Origin of the sequence: Pseudomonas sp. UME65 (assembly GCF_014170225.1) — a bacterium.
Classification (GTDB): domain Bacteria; phylum Pseudomonadota; class Gammaproteobacteria; order Pseudomonadales; family Pseudomonadaceae; genus Aquipseudomonas; species Aquipseudomonas protegens.
Genome location: NZ_LZZQ01000017.1, coordinates 136,381 through 150,216, shown reverse-complemented (window position 1 = coordinate 150,216; position 13,836 = coordinate 136,381). Strand labels below are relative to the sequence as shown.

Genomic DNA, 13,836 nt, shown 5'->3' with positions numbered 1-13,836 from the left:
CGGATCATCAGGATGCCACCTTCTTCAGCAGGTTTTCCAGACGATTGCCGGCAGCCCGGTGATGGAGGATGGCAAAGGCCTTTTCCGCCACCAGGCTGCCGCCTTCCAGCGGCGGCAGGCCACCGCTGTAGATGTTCGAGATCACGGTGTATTCATAGCGAATGTCGGCATTGCCGCTGAACTGGGCGGCGGCGCGGCGCGCCTGATCGTCCGGCAGGCGGTAGCCCAGGTAGGCGGACATGCTCCGTGAGGCCAGGGCATCGCCGCCGGGCCGCTCGCCGATCAGCACGATGATCAGCTGGGGTTGCAGGGCCTCGCCCACCGACTCCGCCAGCTTGACCCGGCCATAGGGCGCGAGGATCGGCTGGCCGATGCGCAGCTCGCGGCTGTGCAAGCCGTCCAGCAGCACCGGCAGCAGCTCGGGAATGTTGTGGTGGATGGCCTCGGCACTGAGGCCGTCGGAAATCACGATCTGCACGTCGTTGTATTCCGGTTTAAGGCGCCGCAGCACTTCCTCGGTCAGCCGCGCGCCCAGCTCCGGGTCTTGCAGATGGGCCAGCTTGTCCGGGGCGGCGGTGCGCAACTCACGCAGGGGAATGGCGCCGATTTCGGTGGGGCGCAAGTCGACGTAGATTGCCTCGCGGGCCACTGCCAGGTTGGCGCGTACAGTACGCGACACGCTGTTGGCCGGGCGCGGCCCGGCGTTGTCGAAGCCGTAGGTGGCCGGGGTGGATTCCAGCAGGCGCTGGAAGTCGATGTCCGACTGGCAGAAAATCCTCGGGTTGCCCCAGTTCGGCCCGCGTTCCACGTTGCCGTGGGCGTCTTCCTGGAAAATCCCCTTGCCCAGGGCCCAGCGCAGGTATTCCGGGGCCGGTGCCAGGTCGTGCACCTCGCGCAGGGTCTGGTTGTCGTGGGCGCTGGTGTCGAAGTAGGCGAGCATGCGGTCGGTGCTCAGGTACACGTCCATGAAGAAGTTGGCGCCTGCGGCAGTCAGCAATTCGGTGGCCATCTGCTGGCCTTCCAGGGTCACTTGCGAGTGCAGGGTGTAGCAGGGGGCCATGCCCATGGGCAGGCCCAGCAACTTGCCCATGAACTGGTCCTGCAGGCAGGAATAGGTCATCTCGAAGTTGTCGAGGTGGGTTTCCGGGCCGATGAAGCCGGTGACGTTGTTCACCATGTACGGCCGGTAGCGCCGGGCAAGCCCGTAGCACAGGGCTTCGCAGGTGGTCATGTCGATGCCTTCGTGCTTGCCGTAGGTCAGCTCGCTGCCCTGGCCAGTCTCGAAGTACATGAAGTTTTCCGCCACGTCCCGCAGCGGGCCGCGCTCGGCCATGGTCTGCCAGGCCTGGTCCAGCAGTTGCACGGTAACGTCGAACTCGTCGGTCAGGGTACGTTCGGTGCCCGCCAGGCTCTGGAACATGATCTCCACTGGAGCGCCCTGGTCGAGGCAGGCCAGTTGGGTCTTGATATGGGACAGCACGCAGATTTGGGTGGGTGCTCCGGTTTCCCGGCGCAGCTTGTCCAGGTGGTGGAGCGTGGCGCTGATGTTGTCCACGGTGTCGATGGCCGGGTTGAGGCCGATCAACGCGTCCCCCGAGCCCATGCTCAGGCCGGTGTAGACCAGCAGGGTAATGCCGCTGAGGTTGTCGGTGGGATGGTTGGGCTGCAGGCGCGACGACAGGGTGCCGGGCAGGCCCACCAGGGTTCGGGCCTTGGCGGCCGCGCCACTCTTGAGCTTTTTCGACAGCAGGATCAGTTCATGCACATCCAGCAGCTTGGCCAGGGCGGCCACCATTACCCCGGTCAGGGCGCGGCCGATGCGGCGTATTTCGGTGCCGTGGCTGCGCAGCAGGCGATCTTTCAGGGCGCCCAGGGTAAGAGGGGCGATTTCCCCGAACACTTCGTGGTCGATGTCGTAGTTGACCTGCATGACACTGTCGATATGGCCGTGGCGGTCGGTCAGCGGGTGCTGGAAATAGTGATCCAGGGTCAGTTCCGAGAGCACCTTGCGCGCTGCTTCGCGAGTGATTTCATCCACGGCGGCCAGCCCCGCCACACGGTCCCCGGCCTTGCTGATGTCGGCGGCGCCGAGCACCGTCTTGAGGCTGTCGAAGGCGATCTGGCGATCCAGCACCCGGGTGCTGTAGCCACGTTCGGCCGGGACGACGGGAAGGCGGATGTGCTGCAGTTCGGTGAGTGACATGGCAAGACTCTCCTTGGCCGGCATCGGCATCAGTGCACACCGTAAAAGGCGACGGGCACTATGTGCTGATGGGGTGTTCCCAGATTGATGAAGTGCGCCGAGCGTTCACGTACTTCGTCGATGACGATCAGGTTGCAAGAACTGCGCCCCCAATCCGTGGCGTAGTTGCCCAGGACCTTGCCGACGTTGCTCTCCAACAGCAGCACCAGCGGCCATTGGGGAGCCGGGCGGGCAGTGCCCAGGGCCCGGCACAGCAGGGCGCCGAGGTGGCGTATTTCTTCCAGGCCCGGCGCCTGGCCGCCATCGAGCAGTTGCAGGCAGGCACCGTCGCGGCTGCTCAGGGCCAGCTCCAGGGCCGCCTCCAGTTGCTGCCGGGAGGCGCGCACCGATAGACGGGCAACGATGGGCAGGTCCTTGAGCGGCAGTGCTTCGGGCCGGGGCAGGAACAAGGTGCTGCCGGAGATTTCGGTGTTGTGCAGGGTCAGCCCGTAGACCGTGGCCCGGCCACGGTTTTCCGGGACCAGGCGGCGGGCGTCACGCACCAGCCGCGGCTGGCGGGCAATGGCCAGGGCCAAGTCGATGCCCAGGTCGCCGTAGTGGGTGGTGCCGGGCAGGGTTTCACCCTGCAAGTGCCGATACAGCAACTCGCCGACGCCACCGGAAAAGGTCAGCGCCACATCAGGTTCGTGAGCCGGAAGGTTCAGCGGCAGTTGCTCCGTCAACCGGCCCAGCGGGCTGGCGAAGAACGCTCGGTCCCCCGACACGAGCGCCAGCAGGGCGTCGATGTACCAATCCAGCACGGCCTGCAGTTGTGAGCTGTCGAGGAGTTGCCCGGATGTTTTGCCAATCGCCAGGTGATCGAGCAGGGCCCGGCCGAACTCCGACATTCCGCTGAGCCGATAGCTGCCCGGCTCGAATTGCAGGTGCCGGGCACCGATGAAATGGCAACCGCTGGCCAGCACGTTGCCCTCCAGGCCCCAGGCGGCATTGGTGGTGCCACCGCCGATATCCAGGTTGAGCATGGGCTGCTGCGCGTGAAAGCGGCTCAGGGCCGAGCAACTGCCCATGAACGCCAGCCAGGACTCCAGGCCGCCATCGTCGGCACGGGTGATCAGTGCGTTACCGATCAGTTGCCCCACCAGTTGCGCCAGGGCCTGAGCGTTGTGCCGCCGGGCCGCCAGCCCGGTGATGATCACCCCGCCGGAAAACAACTGCTGCGGGCGCACGTCCGCCTGTTCAAGCCAGGTTTCGATCAGGCCGCGGATCGCGGCTTCATCGATGACTTCATCCTTGAAGGGCGTGAACACCGGGTCGCCGCGAAACAGCACCCGGGGTTCGTTGAGGGCCATGCGCCCGGTGATGCAGTGGCTGCTGAGGCTGGCCTGGGCAATCAGCACGCTGCTGGTGGTGGACCCGAAGTCCAGCCCCAGCAGCAAGACCTGGGCGCCGCCGGTGAAGGCTTGCATGCAGGCGTTCCTCGCCGCGCCGGAGTCAGGCCGTGGCCTTCTGGCCTGCCGGTTCCGGGGTTTCCAGGGCCGTGCCGCCCAGGTACTCGCCTTCGCCGATGATTCCGGCAGCCCGGTCCTGGGCTTCCAGTTGCAGGGCCTTGGGCACCGACAGCCAATAGGCCAGTCCCACCGCGACGAAGCCGGCGCTGATCTTGCCGATCAATACCGGGAGGATGATGGTCGGCTGGAAGTTGGCGGTGAAGGACAGGTGGTCCCCCAGCAGGAAGGCGGCGCAGACACCGAAGGCGATGTTCACCACCTTGTCCTTGGGCGGCATGAAGCGCACCAGGCGGAACATGGCCAGGATGTTGGCGATGGTGGCCAGCATGCCGGCACTGCCTACCGCGCTGAGGCCGATCTTGCCGCCGAGGTTTTCCAGGGGCTTGCCCAGGTACTTGCGCAGCAGGTAGACCATGGGGAAGGCGCCGGCCAGCATGATGCCGATGTAGCCGGCGGTTTCCAGGGCGCGGGTCTGGTCCTCGGCGTCGGCGATGATCGGGTGGAAGCCCCAGCCGCCGAACACCGCGGAAAAGGCCCCGGTGAAGTACTCGACGATGGAGAACACCAGTACCAGCTTGATCGCCGCGTCCATGGCCCGGCCGAAGATGATGAAACCCTTGATCATCATGTCCGGCAAAAAGCGCAGGCCCAGGGCCAGGGCCACGACGAAGATCAGGATCGGCAGCAGGTTGGCGAAGATGCTGCCCAGGCCCAGGGCCAGTTGGTAGCTGGCTTCGCCGCTGGTGCTGACCAGTTCGCGTACCTGCGGGTTGCTGAAGGCCAGGATCAGGCTGGCGATCATTACGCCCACGGGAATGGTGAGGATCCCGGACATGATCCCCAGGGCCATGTACTTGTGGTCGCGCTTGTCGAGCATCGCCAGGCCCATGGGGATCGAGAAGACGATGGTGGCGCCACCCATGAAGCCGGTGATCAGCGCCATTACCAGCGCTTCCTTGCTGGCGGCCAGGGCCGAGGCCAGCTGATAGCCGCCCATGTCCGAGGCGATGATCATGGTCGCCGCCAGGGCCGGATCGGCTCCCAGGGAATTGAAGAACGGTCCGAAGACGGTTTCGATGACCACGGTGAGATAGGGGATGGAGGCCATGATGCCCGCGGCCGGCACGAAGATGTAGCCGGTGGCGTGAATGCCTTCCATGAATTCCTTGCCCAGGCCTCGCTCGCTGTCATAGATGGCGGCGAAGGCGCCAAGTACGGCGCAGAGCATGATGAGGTAGAGCACGTAGTTGCCGATCTGATCCATTGCGTTTGTCCCTTGTTATTGTTTTTCAAGCAGGGTCTGTGCACGACTGGTTTGGCGCAGAACTTCCGACAGCAGTGTCCCGTCCGGCAAGCCGTCGGCACCGGATCAGAGCAGGTGAACCTGTGCGGCAGGGCCGCGAAAAGGCCTCCCGGCGGCCTGGGCCGCCGGGAGGATCGATCAGAAGAAGCCCAGCGGGTTGATGTCGTAGCTCACCAGCAGGTTCTTGGTCTGCTGGTAGTGGTCGAGCATCATCTTGTGGGTTTCACGGCCGACGCCGGATTTCTTGTAGCCACCGAACGCGGCGTGGGCCGGGTACAGGTGGTAGCAGTTGGTCCAGACGCGGCCGGCCTTGATCCCGCGGCCCATGCGGTAGGCGCGGTTGATGTCGCGGGTCCAGACCCCGGCACCCAGGCCGAACTCGGTGTCGTTGGCGATCGCCAGGGCTTCGGCTTCGTCCTTGAAGGTGGTGACGCTGACCACCGGGCCGAAGATTTCCTCCTGGAACACGCGCATCTTGTTGGTGCCCTTGAGCAGGGTCGGCTGGATGTAGTAGCCGCTGGACAGGTCGCCCTCGAGTTTTTCCACCTTGCCGCCGGTGAGCAGCTGCGCACCTTCGTTCTTGGCGATGTCGAGGTAGGAGAGGATCTTGTCGAACTGCTGCTCGGAAGCCTGGGCGCCGACCATGGTGTCGGTGTCCAGTGGGTCGCCACGCTTGATCTGCTCGATCTTCTTCATCACCACTTGCATGAATTCGTCGTAGATCGATTCCTGCACCAGGGCGCGGGATGGGCAGGTGCAGACTTCACCCTGGTTGAAGAATGCCAGCACCAGGCCTTCGGCGGCCTTTTCGATGAACTTGGGCTCGGCCTGCATGATGTCTTCGAAGAAGATGTTCGGCGACTTGCCGCCCAGTTCCACGGTGGACGGAATGATGTTCTCGGCGGCGCACTTCATGATGTGCGAGCCCACCGGAGTCGAGCCGGTGAAGGCGATCTTGGCGATGCGCTTGCTGGTGGCCAGGGCTTCGCCGGCTTCGCGGCCAAAACCTTGCACCACGTTGAGTACGCCGGGTGGCAGCAGGTCGCCGATCACTTCCATGAGCACGGTGATGCCCAGCGGGGTCTGCTCGGCGGGCTTGAGTACCACGCAGTTGCCCGCTGCCAGGGCCGGGGCGAGTTTCCAGGCGGCCATCAGGATCGGGAAGTTCCACGGGATGATCTGCCCGACCACGCCCAGGGGTTCATGGATGTGATAGGCCACGGTGTTGCCGTCGATTTCCGCAGCGCTGCCTTCCTGGGCCCGCAGGCAACCGGCGAAGTAGCGGAAGTGGTCGGCGGCCAGGGGAATGTCGGCGTTCAGGGTTTCGCGCACGGCCTTGCCGTTGTCCCAGGTTTCGGTGATGGCCAGCAGTTCGAGGTTCTGTTCGATGCGGTCGGCAATCTTCAGCAGGATCAGCGAGCGCGCCTGCACCGAGGTGGCGCCCCAGGCGTCAGCGGCGGCATGGGCGGCGTCCAGGGCCTTGTCGATGTCTTCGGCAGTGGAGCGGGGGAATTCGGCAATCGGCTGGCCGTTGACCGGCGAGGTGTTGGTGAAGTACTGGCCTTTGACAGGCGCGACGAACTCGCCGCCGATGTAGTTACCGTATTTGCTCTTGAACGAAACGATAGCGCCTTCAGTACCGGGGTGTGCGTAACGCATGGTGGGTATCTCCTGGCTTTTATGCTTATGGGGGAGGACGCGCCGTAGCGCATATCAAGCGTAGAGCAAAGGTCGGGCCAGCGTGCTACAGGCCATATGCATCAAGGGTTTGCGGATGTTTCGAGGGGACCGCTACGGGGCGCTGTGACGGATCCGGTACAGGCTTGAGTGACAGTTTGTAACCTAAGTGGCACAACCTGTGACTCGGGAGTCAAGCCGGCATTGCAATGCAGCAGCGCCTGGAGGATGCTGGTTCGCGTGTCGAATCTTGTCGGACAAGTCTGATGAGCATTCCTCCTTCGTAGTCGATTGCAGCCCGGCAGTGGCGACAGTATTTCGTCTGAGCGTGACAGCGCAGCAGGAGAATAATAAGAAATGCACACTAGCAATTACTTGAGCCGGCATGCCCAGCAGGTGCTCACCGTGGCCCAGGGCAAGGCTCATTTGCAGGGCCCGGGCAGCGATCCTTCCATTGCCCGCTCCTGGCTGCGCTGCCTCGAGGACTATCATCTCGACCCGGCCCAGGTCATGGCCCCTACGGTGCTTGAACATGGCCGCCTGTTGGAGAGCCGCGAGCGCCTGCAAGATGTCTTGCAGATTGCCGGCACCGAGATGGCCAACCTGCACCAACAACTGTCCGGCGCCGGGCATGCGGTGCTGCTGACCGATGCCCGGGGCGTGATCCTCAACTGCATTACCGCCCCCAGCGAACGCAAGATCTTCGAGCATGCCGGACTGTGGCTGGGCGCCGATTGGAGCGAGGCCCGGGAGGGCACCAACGGCATCGGCACCTGCCTGGTGGAGCGCCAGCCGCTGACCATTCACCAGGGCGAGCATTTCCGCGGCCGGCACACCGGCCTGACCTGCTCTGCGAGCCCGGTGTTCGACCCCCATGGCGAGTTGCTGGCGGTGCTGGATGTGTCGTCGGCGCGCCAGGACGTGTCCCGGCAGAGCCAGTTCCACACCATGGCCCTGGTCAATCTGTCGGCGAAGATGATCGAGAGCTGCTATTTCCTGCGTTATTTCGAGAACCAGTGGCTGCTGCGCTTTCATCTGCAGGCGGAGTCGGTGGGGCTGTTCAGCGAGGGCCTGCTGGCGTTCGATGGCGATGGCCGGATCTGTGCGGTGAACCAGAGCGCCCTGAACCTGCTGGGGCATATTCGCGGCGGGTTGCTGGGCAAGCCGGTGGAAAGCTTTTTCGACTGCTCCCTGGATGAACTGCTCGGCCGCGCCAGTATCAATGCCAGCGCCAGTTGGCCATTGCGCACCCGGGACGGGCGACGCCTGTTCGCCTTGTTGCGCGGCCAGCCACAGCCGGCCGCACAACCAGCGGTGCTGCGGGCACCGCAGGCCATTGCGCCGGCGCGGCCCTCGGGGATCTGCCTGGGGGATGACGGCCTGCAGAACGATTTTCGCCGCGCCTCGCGAGTGTTCGAGCGCGATGTGCCGTTGCTGATCAATGGCGAGACCGGCTCCGGCAAGGAAGCCTTCGCCAAGGCGGTGCACCAGGGCAGCGCGCGGGCGGGCAAGGCCTTTGTCGCGCTCAACTGCGCGGCTATCCCGGAAAGCCTGATCGAGAGCGAGCTGTTCGGTTATCGCGGCGGCAGCTTTACCGGGGCGCGCAAGGAGGGCATGCGCGGCAAGTTGCAGCAGGCTGATGGCGGTACCTTGTTCCTTGATGAAATCGGCGATATGCCCCTGGCCCTGCAGACCCGTTTGCTGCGGGTACTGGAGGATCGGCTGGTGGTGCCGATCGGCGGCGAGCCGCAACCGGTCAACGTGCGCATCATCAGCGCGACCCACCGTGACCTGCTGGAGCGGGTGCGCGACGGTAGCTTCCGTGAGGACCTGTATTACCGGCTCAATGGCCTGGAGATCGCCTTGCCGGCCTTGCGCGATCGCAGCGACAAATCCCAGTTGCTGGATTTCCTCCTGGCCGAAGAGGCGGGCGGCCAGCCGGTGATGCTGGAGGACGCGGTGCGCCAGAGCCTGCTGAGTTATTCCTGGCCGGGTAACGTGCGGCAATTGCGCAACGTGCTGCGTACCCTGGCGGCCTTGTGTGAAAACGGCCGCATTGGCCTGGATGATCTGCCGCCGCTGATCCGCCACAGCCGCCCGGCGCCGCTGGGCGAAGCGGTAGCAGAGGTGCCGGAGCGGCCACTGGAGGATGCCGAGCGGGTGGCGTTGCTGGCGGCCCTTGAGCAGCAGCGCTGGCACATGACCCATACCGCCGAGCAGTTGGGCGTGAGCCGCAACACCCTCTATAGAAAGCTGCGCAAGCACGGCATCGCGCGCTAGTCCGAGCTGCCGGCCGCTGCTGGCCCGTCGGGCTTGCGCCGGCGCAGGCCAGCAGCAACCTCCCGGTCAGCTAATGGGTGCGATTTGCAGCCCTCTACGCTAACCTGCGCCGATGTTTTTCGAGGTCGACTATGCACATCCATATTCTCGGTATCTGCGGCACTTTCATGGGGTCGATGGCGGTTCTGGCCAAAGAGCTGGGCCATCACGTCACCGGTTCCGACGCTAACGTGTATCCACCGATGAGCACCCAGTTGCAGGCCCAGGGCATCGAGCTGACCCAAGGCTACGATCCTGCCCAGCTGGACCCGGCGCCGGACCTGGTGGTGATCGGCAATGCCATGTCCCGCGGCAACCCGGCGGTGGAGTACGTGCTGAACAAGGGCCTGCCCTATGTGTCCGGCCCGCAATGGCTGGCCGACCATGTGCTGCAGGGGCGTTGGGTACTGGCGGTGGCCGGGACCCACGGCAAGACCACCACCAGCAGCATGCTGGCCTGGGTCCTGGAGCATGCGGGCATGAGCCCGGGCTTCCTGATCGGCGGCGTGCCACAGAACTTCGCCGTCTCCGCGCGCTTGGGCGGTACGCCGTTCTTCGTGATCGAGGCTGATGAGTACGACAGCGCCTTCTTCGACAAGCGCTCGAAGTTCGTCCACTACCGCCCACGGACCGCGATCCTCAATAACCTGGAATTCGATCATGCGGACATCTTCCCTGATCTTCCGGCTATCGAGCGGCAGTTCCACCATCTGGTGCGGACCATTCCCAGCGAAGGCCTGGTGATCCATCCCACCACCGAGCCTGCCTTGCAGCGGGTGATCGAGATGGGCTGCTGGACCCCGGTGCAGACTACCGGCGCCGGTGGCCAGTGGCAGGTCAAGTTGCTGAGCGCCGACGGTTCGGCCTTCGAGGTGATGTTCGAAGGCGTGAGCCAGGGCGTGGTGGAGTGGGAGCTGACCGGCCAGCACAACGTCGCCAATGCCCTGGCCACCCTGGCTGCGGCACGCCATGTGGGCGTGGTGCCATCGATGGGCATTGCCGGCCTGAGCGCGTTCAAGAGCGTGAAGCGGCGCATGGAGAAAGTCGCCGAAGTGCATGGCGTGACCATCTACGATGACTTCGCCCATCACCCGACGGCCATCGCCACTACGCTGGATGGCTTGCGCAAGCGGGTTGGCGATGCCCCGGTGATCGCCATCATCGAGCCGCGCTCCAACTCCATGAAGCTTGGCGCGCACCGCGATGGCCTGCCGGAAAGCGTCAACCAGGCCGATCAGGTGATCTGGTATGCCCCGGCCAACCTGGGCTGGGACCTGGCCGCCACGGCGGCCTTGTGCACGGTGCCGTCGATTGTCAGCGACTCTCTGGAAGGCATCATCGAGCGGGTGAAGAGCCAGGCCAAGCCGGGCACCCAGGTGGTGATCATGAGCAACGGCGGCTTTGGCGGCCTGCACGGCAAACTGGCCGAGGCGCTGCGATGAACAACGGCCCGGAACGCATCACCCTGGCCATGACCGGTGCCTCGGGCGCCCAGTACGGCCTGCGCCTGCTGGACTGCCTGGTGCGTGAGGACCGGGAGGTGCATTTTCTGATCTCCAAGGCTGCGCAATTGGTCATGGCCACGGAAACCGATGTGACCCTGCCGCCCAAGCCGCAGACCATGCAGGCCTTCCTCACCGAATACACCGGTGCGTCGGCGGGGCAGATTCGCGTTTATGGCAAGGAGGACTGGATGTCGCCGGTGGCCTCGGGCTCCGGCTCGCCGGCGGCGATGGTAGTGGTGCCGTGCTCCACCGGCACCTTGTCGGCGATTGCCACCGGTGCCTGCAACAACCTGATCGAGCGCGCCGCGGACGTGACCCTCAAGGAGCGCCGGCAGTTGATTCTGGTGCCTCGCGAGGCGCCGTACTCCAGCATTCACCTGGAGCACATGCTCAAGTTGTCGAACATGGGCGTGACCATTCTGCCGGCCTCGCCGGGCTTCTATCACCAGCCGCAGACCATCGATGACCTGGTGGATTTTGTCGTCGCGCGGATTCTCAATCTGTTGAACATCCCGCAGGACATGTTGCCGCGCTGGGGCGAGCATCATCTGAGCAGCGATGAGTAAGCCCCTGCTGGTGCTGTTGGCCGCCCTGCAACTGGGCGGCTGTGCCACGGCCCGGACCTTGAATGCCGCCCAGCCCGGGGCGCCGGTGGTGTATTCGGGGACGCGCCTGGACTTGTATGCGATGCAGGGTGGGTGCTGCGCCATGGACCGCTTTGGCGCCGAGGCACCGAGCTATCCTGGCGTGGATCTGCCAGCCAGTGCCCTGCTCGATACCCTGTTGCTGCCGCTGTCGGTGCTGACGGTATTGGGGGTGGGGTTTCAGGCAACGGGCGGGTTGTAATGCTTCGCCGGCAAGCCGGCTCCTACAGGTACGTGCAGGAGCGGCTTGCGGGCGAGCGATTCATTTGCCCAGCTTGCGTAGTTCGTCGGACTCGACGATCCGCGTGCCGGTCTGCTCTTCCAGGGCCAGGCGCCACATGGCCCGGGCCAGTTGGCAGGCTTCGATCCCGCGGTACTTGCCCGGTATCAGCCGCGACAGTGGTCCGGCCAGCTGTTCGCCCAGGCGCGGCTCGATGCGATCCCCCAGCAGCAGTGATGGCCGGCAGATGGTCAGTTGTGGCCAGCCCTGCAGTTTCAGCGCTTCTTCCATTTCACCTTTGACCCGGTTGTAGAAGATCGACGACTTGGGGTCGGCGCCCAGGGCGCTGATCACGATCAGGTGCCGTGCGCCCAGCTCCCGCGCGCGTTTGCCGAAGGCCACCACCATGTCCAGGTCCACCGCGCGAAAAGCGGCTTCGGAACCGGCCTGCTTGAGGGTGGTACCCAGGCAGCAGAAGGCGATTTCCACTTTGCCGCTGAGTTGCGGCAGGAATACGGCGGGGTCGCCGACCGGGTTTTCCAGGCGTGGGTGTTCGCTCAGTGGGCGTCTGCTGGGCGCGAGGACGCGGGTGATGGTGGGCTCGTTGAGCAGACGATCGAGCAGTTGCTCCCCGGTCAGGCCGGAGGCGCCGGCGAGCAGGATATGCTGAGGCGTCAAGTACATGGTCATTCCCCCTTGATACTGTTTCAGCTTAGTTGCTCTGTGCTTCCTTGCTGCTTATAGAGACACTCTGCAGGGCCTTTCGTGCCTGCTGTTTGCGCAATTGTTGCCAATGGGCAATGACGCCTCTGGGCGCCCAGATCTGCGGTTCCGACGCTTCGAAGCCGTCTGCCTGCTCACGCTCGGCAACGATGCCCCGGGCCAGCTTGAATGCATGCTCCAGGTCGTCGGTCTGGTTCAGCGCCTGGGCGAACAGGGCATCGCCAAAGTAGGTGAAGTCGGCCTCTTCCGAGCAGCCGAAGGACACCCGGTCTGCCTGGGATGCGGTCATGATCAGGGTTCGCTCATCCTTGAGGGCCGGGATGAAGCCGCCGGAGTAGCAGGAAGAGATGACGATGATCTTGTCGCGGTTCTTCAGCGGGGCCAGGGCGGTGGCCAGTTCATCGGCGGGCAGGTCTGCCAGCTCCAGGCGCGGCTGGTCCAGCACCAGTTCGTGGGCGCTGGTGCCGTGGCTGGTGAGGTAGATGAACACCAGGTCTTCCGGGCCGCTGCGTTCGGCCAGGGTCTGGGCGGCGCGGCGCAGGTTTTCCCGGGTGGCCATGGGCCGGTTCATCAGGTGGTCGCGGTGATTGACCAGGCGGATCTGGCCGTAGGCGCCGAAGCGACTGGCGAGCATGTTGCTGACATAGTCGGCCTCGCGCAGGAACACGCTCTGCTTGCCGTCGCCGGCCAGGGTCAGGCTGTAGAGTTCGATGGCCGGGGTGGAGGCGGGCACCGTATCGAGGGCTTCCTTGAGCAAGCGGCCCTGGACCAGCAGCGCAGTTTCCAGCGGGTCTGGCAGTAGCTTGCCATCGGCGTCGCGAACCCGCAGGCCGTTGTTCCACATACCGCTTTGCACGCTGCCATCGCGCAGTACCAGTACGCCGTGGCCTTGGTAGTTGTCACTGTCGAAGCCGCCAACGTAGAAGCTGCCATCGCTGAGATTTAGCCGCCCCTCACCGCTGAAGCGCCAGTCGCTGAAGGTGCCGACATAGTGGCTGCCGTCGGCGCCGGTCAGTTCGCCCTTGCCACTCAGGGCGCCTTCCTTGAACTGGCCGATCCAGACGTCGCCGTCGGAGTTTTCGTAGCGGCCCTTGCCGTTGAGCTGGTTGTGCTTGAAGCCGCCGACGTAGATGTCGCCTTCGGCACTGTTGAAGGTGCCGTTGCCTTCCAGCTGGCCGTTGACGAAGTTGCCGGTGAACTGGTTGCCGCTGGCGTCGCTGCGCTGGCCTTCGCCATTGGGCTTGCCCTTGGCGAACTGGCCCTGGTACTGGCTGCCGTCGTCCAGTTCCAGGCGCCCGAGGCCCGAATACAGGTCGGCCTTGAATTCGCCGCGGTAGGTCATGCCGTCTTCTTTGAGGGTGCCTTCGCCATCCCGGCGGCCGAGCTTGAAGCCGCCGCTGTAGCTGCTGTCCTTGGTGGTCAGGGTGCCCTGACCATGGAACAGCCCTTGCTGGAACTGGCCGCGATAGACCTCGCCGTTGCTGCCGTGCCATTCCCCCTGGCCATGCCACTGGCCTTTGTCGAACTGGCCGGCGTACCAACTGCCGTTGGGGTAGTCGATGCGCCCTTGTCCCTGGAGCAGGCCATTGACCAGGTCGCCTCGATAGCGCCCGCCGTCCGGCAGGCGGGCATCGGGCGGCAACAGCGATTCGCCGTCGCCACAGGCACTGAGCAATAGGGTCAAAACCAGGGGTGCAAGTGGGCGCATAACGGGTTCCGGATAATTAGGGGACC

General features: G+C 64.7%; 10 protein-coding genes. 4 read left to right on the top strand and 6 right to left on the bottom strand.

Annotated features, from left to right (window positions below; genetic code table 11):
* Positions 1 to 7: 7 nt before the first annotated feature.
* The 4 genes from A9971_RS31015 to A9971_RS31000 form a co-directional block, all read right to left on the bottom strand.
* Entirely contained in the window at positions 8 to 2,203 is a 2,196-nt protein-coding gene (locus A9971_RS31015) for an ethanolamine ammonia-lyase (RefSeq protein ID WP_183001089.1), read from the bottom strand.
* Positions 2,204 to 2,232: 29 nt separating this feature from the next.
* Positions 2,233 to 3,669, bottom strand: a complete 1,437-nt coding sequence (locus A9971_RS31010; protein ID WP_011063689.1) for an ethanolamine ammonia-lyase reactivating factor EutA — start codon at positions 3,667 to 3,669, stop codon at positions 2,233 to 2,235.
* A gap of 25 nt (positions 3,670 to 3,694) precedes the next feature.
* Positions 3,695 to 4,975: an ethanolamine utilization protein EutH gene (gene eutH, locus A9971_RS31005; RefSeq protein ID WP_011063688.1), complete on the bottom strand. Its 1,281-nt coding sequence runs from the start codon at positions 4,973 to 4,975 to the stop codon at positions 3,695 to 3,697.
* A 177-nt stretch (positions 4,976 to 5,152) separates the two neighbouring features.
* On the bottom strand, positions 5,153 to 6,673 hold the full coding sequence (locus A9971_RS31000) for an aldehyde dehydrogenase family protein (RefSeq protein ID WP_011063687.1): 1,521 nt from the start codon (positions 6,671 to 6,673) through the stop codon (positions 5,153 to 5,155).
* A gap of 375 nt (positions 6,674 to 7,048) precedes the next feature.
* On the opposite strand from A9971_RS31000, the gene A9971_RS30995 reads away from it, so the two are divergent.
* The 4 genes from A9971_RS30995 (at position 7,049) to A9971_RS30980 (ending at position 11,361) form a co-directional block, all read left to right on the top strand.
* Positions 7,049 to 8,971, top strand: a complete 1,923-nt coding sequence (locus tag A9971_RS30995; protein ID WP_041120007.1) for a sigma-54-dependent Fis family transcriptional regulator — start codon at positions 7,049 to 7,051, stop codon at positions 8,969 to 8,971.
* Between the two features lie 131 nt (positions 8,972 to 9,102).
* Positions 9,103 to 10,452, top strand: a complete 1,350-nt coding sequence (mpl, locus tag A9971_RS30990; protein ID WP_011063685.1) for a UDP-N-acetylmuramate:L-alanyl-gamma-D-glutamyl-meso-diaminopimelate ligase — start codon at positions 9,103 to 9,105, stop codon at positions 10,450 to 10,452.
* The gene (ubiX, locus tag A9971_RS30985; protein WP_011063684.1) at positions 10,449 to 11,081 is read left to right on the top strand and encodes a flavin prenyltransferase UbiX; all 633 of its coding nucleotides are present in this window, start codon (positions 10,449 to 10,451) and stop codon (positions 11,079 to 11,081) included. The genes mpl and ubiX overlap by 4 nt, the downstream gene beginning before the upstream one ends.
* On the top strand, positions 11,074 to 11,361 hold the full coding sequence (locus A9971_RS30980; protein ID WP_015637176.1) for a YceK/YidQ family lipoprotein: 288 nt from the start codon (positions 11,074 to 11,076) through the stop codon (positions 11,359 to 11,361). Before ubiX ends, A9971_RS30980 begins: the two co-directional genes overlap by 8 nt.
* A 60-nt stretch (positions 11,362 to 11,421) precedes the next feature.
* On the opposite strand, the gene A9971_RS30975 is transcribed toward A9971_RS30980, so the two are convergent.
* Complete coding sequence (locus tag A9971_RS30975; RefSeq protein WP_011063682.1) at positions 11,422 to 12,063, bottom strand: oxidoreductase; 642 nt, start codon at positions 12,061 to 12,063, stop codon at positions 11,422 to 11,424.
* 28 nt (positions 12,064 to 12,091) lie between these two features.
* The gene (locus A9971_RS30970) at positions 12,092 to 13,810 is read right to left on the bottom strand and encodes a C13 family peptidase (protein ID WP_183001087.1); all 1,719 of its coding nucleotides are present in this window, start codon (positions 13,808 to 13,810) and stop codon (positions 12,092 to 12,094) included.
* Positions 13,811 to 13,836: the final 26 nt, after the last annotated feature.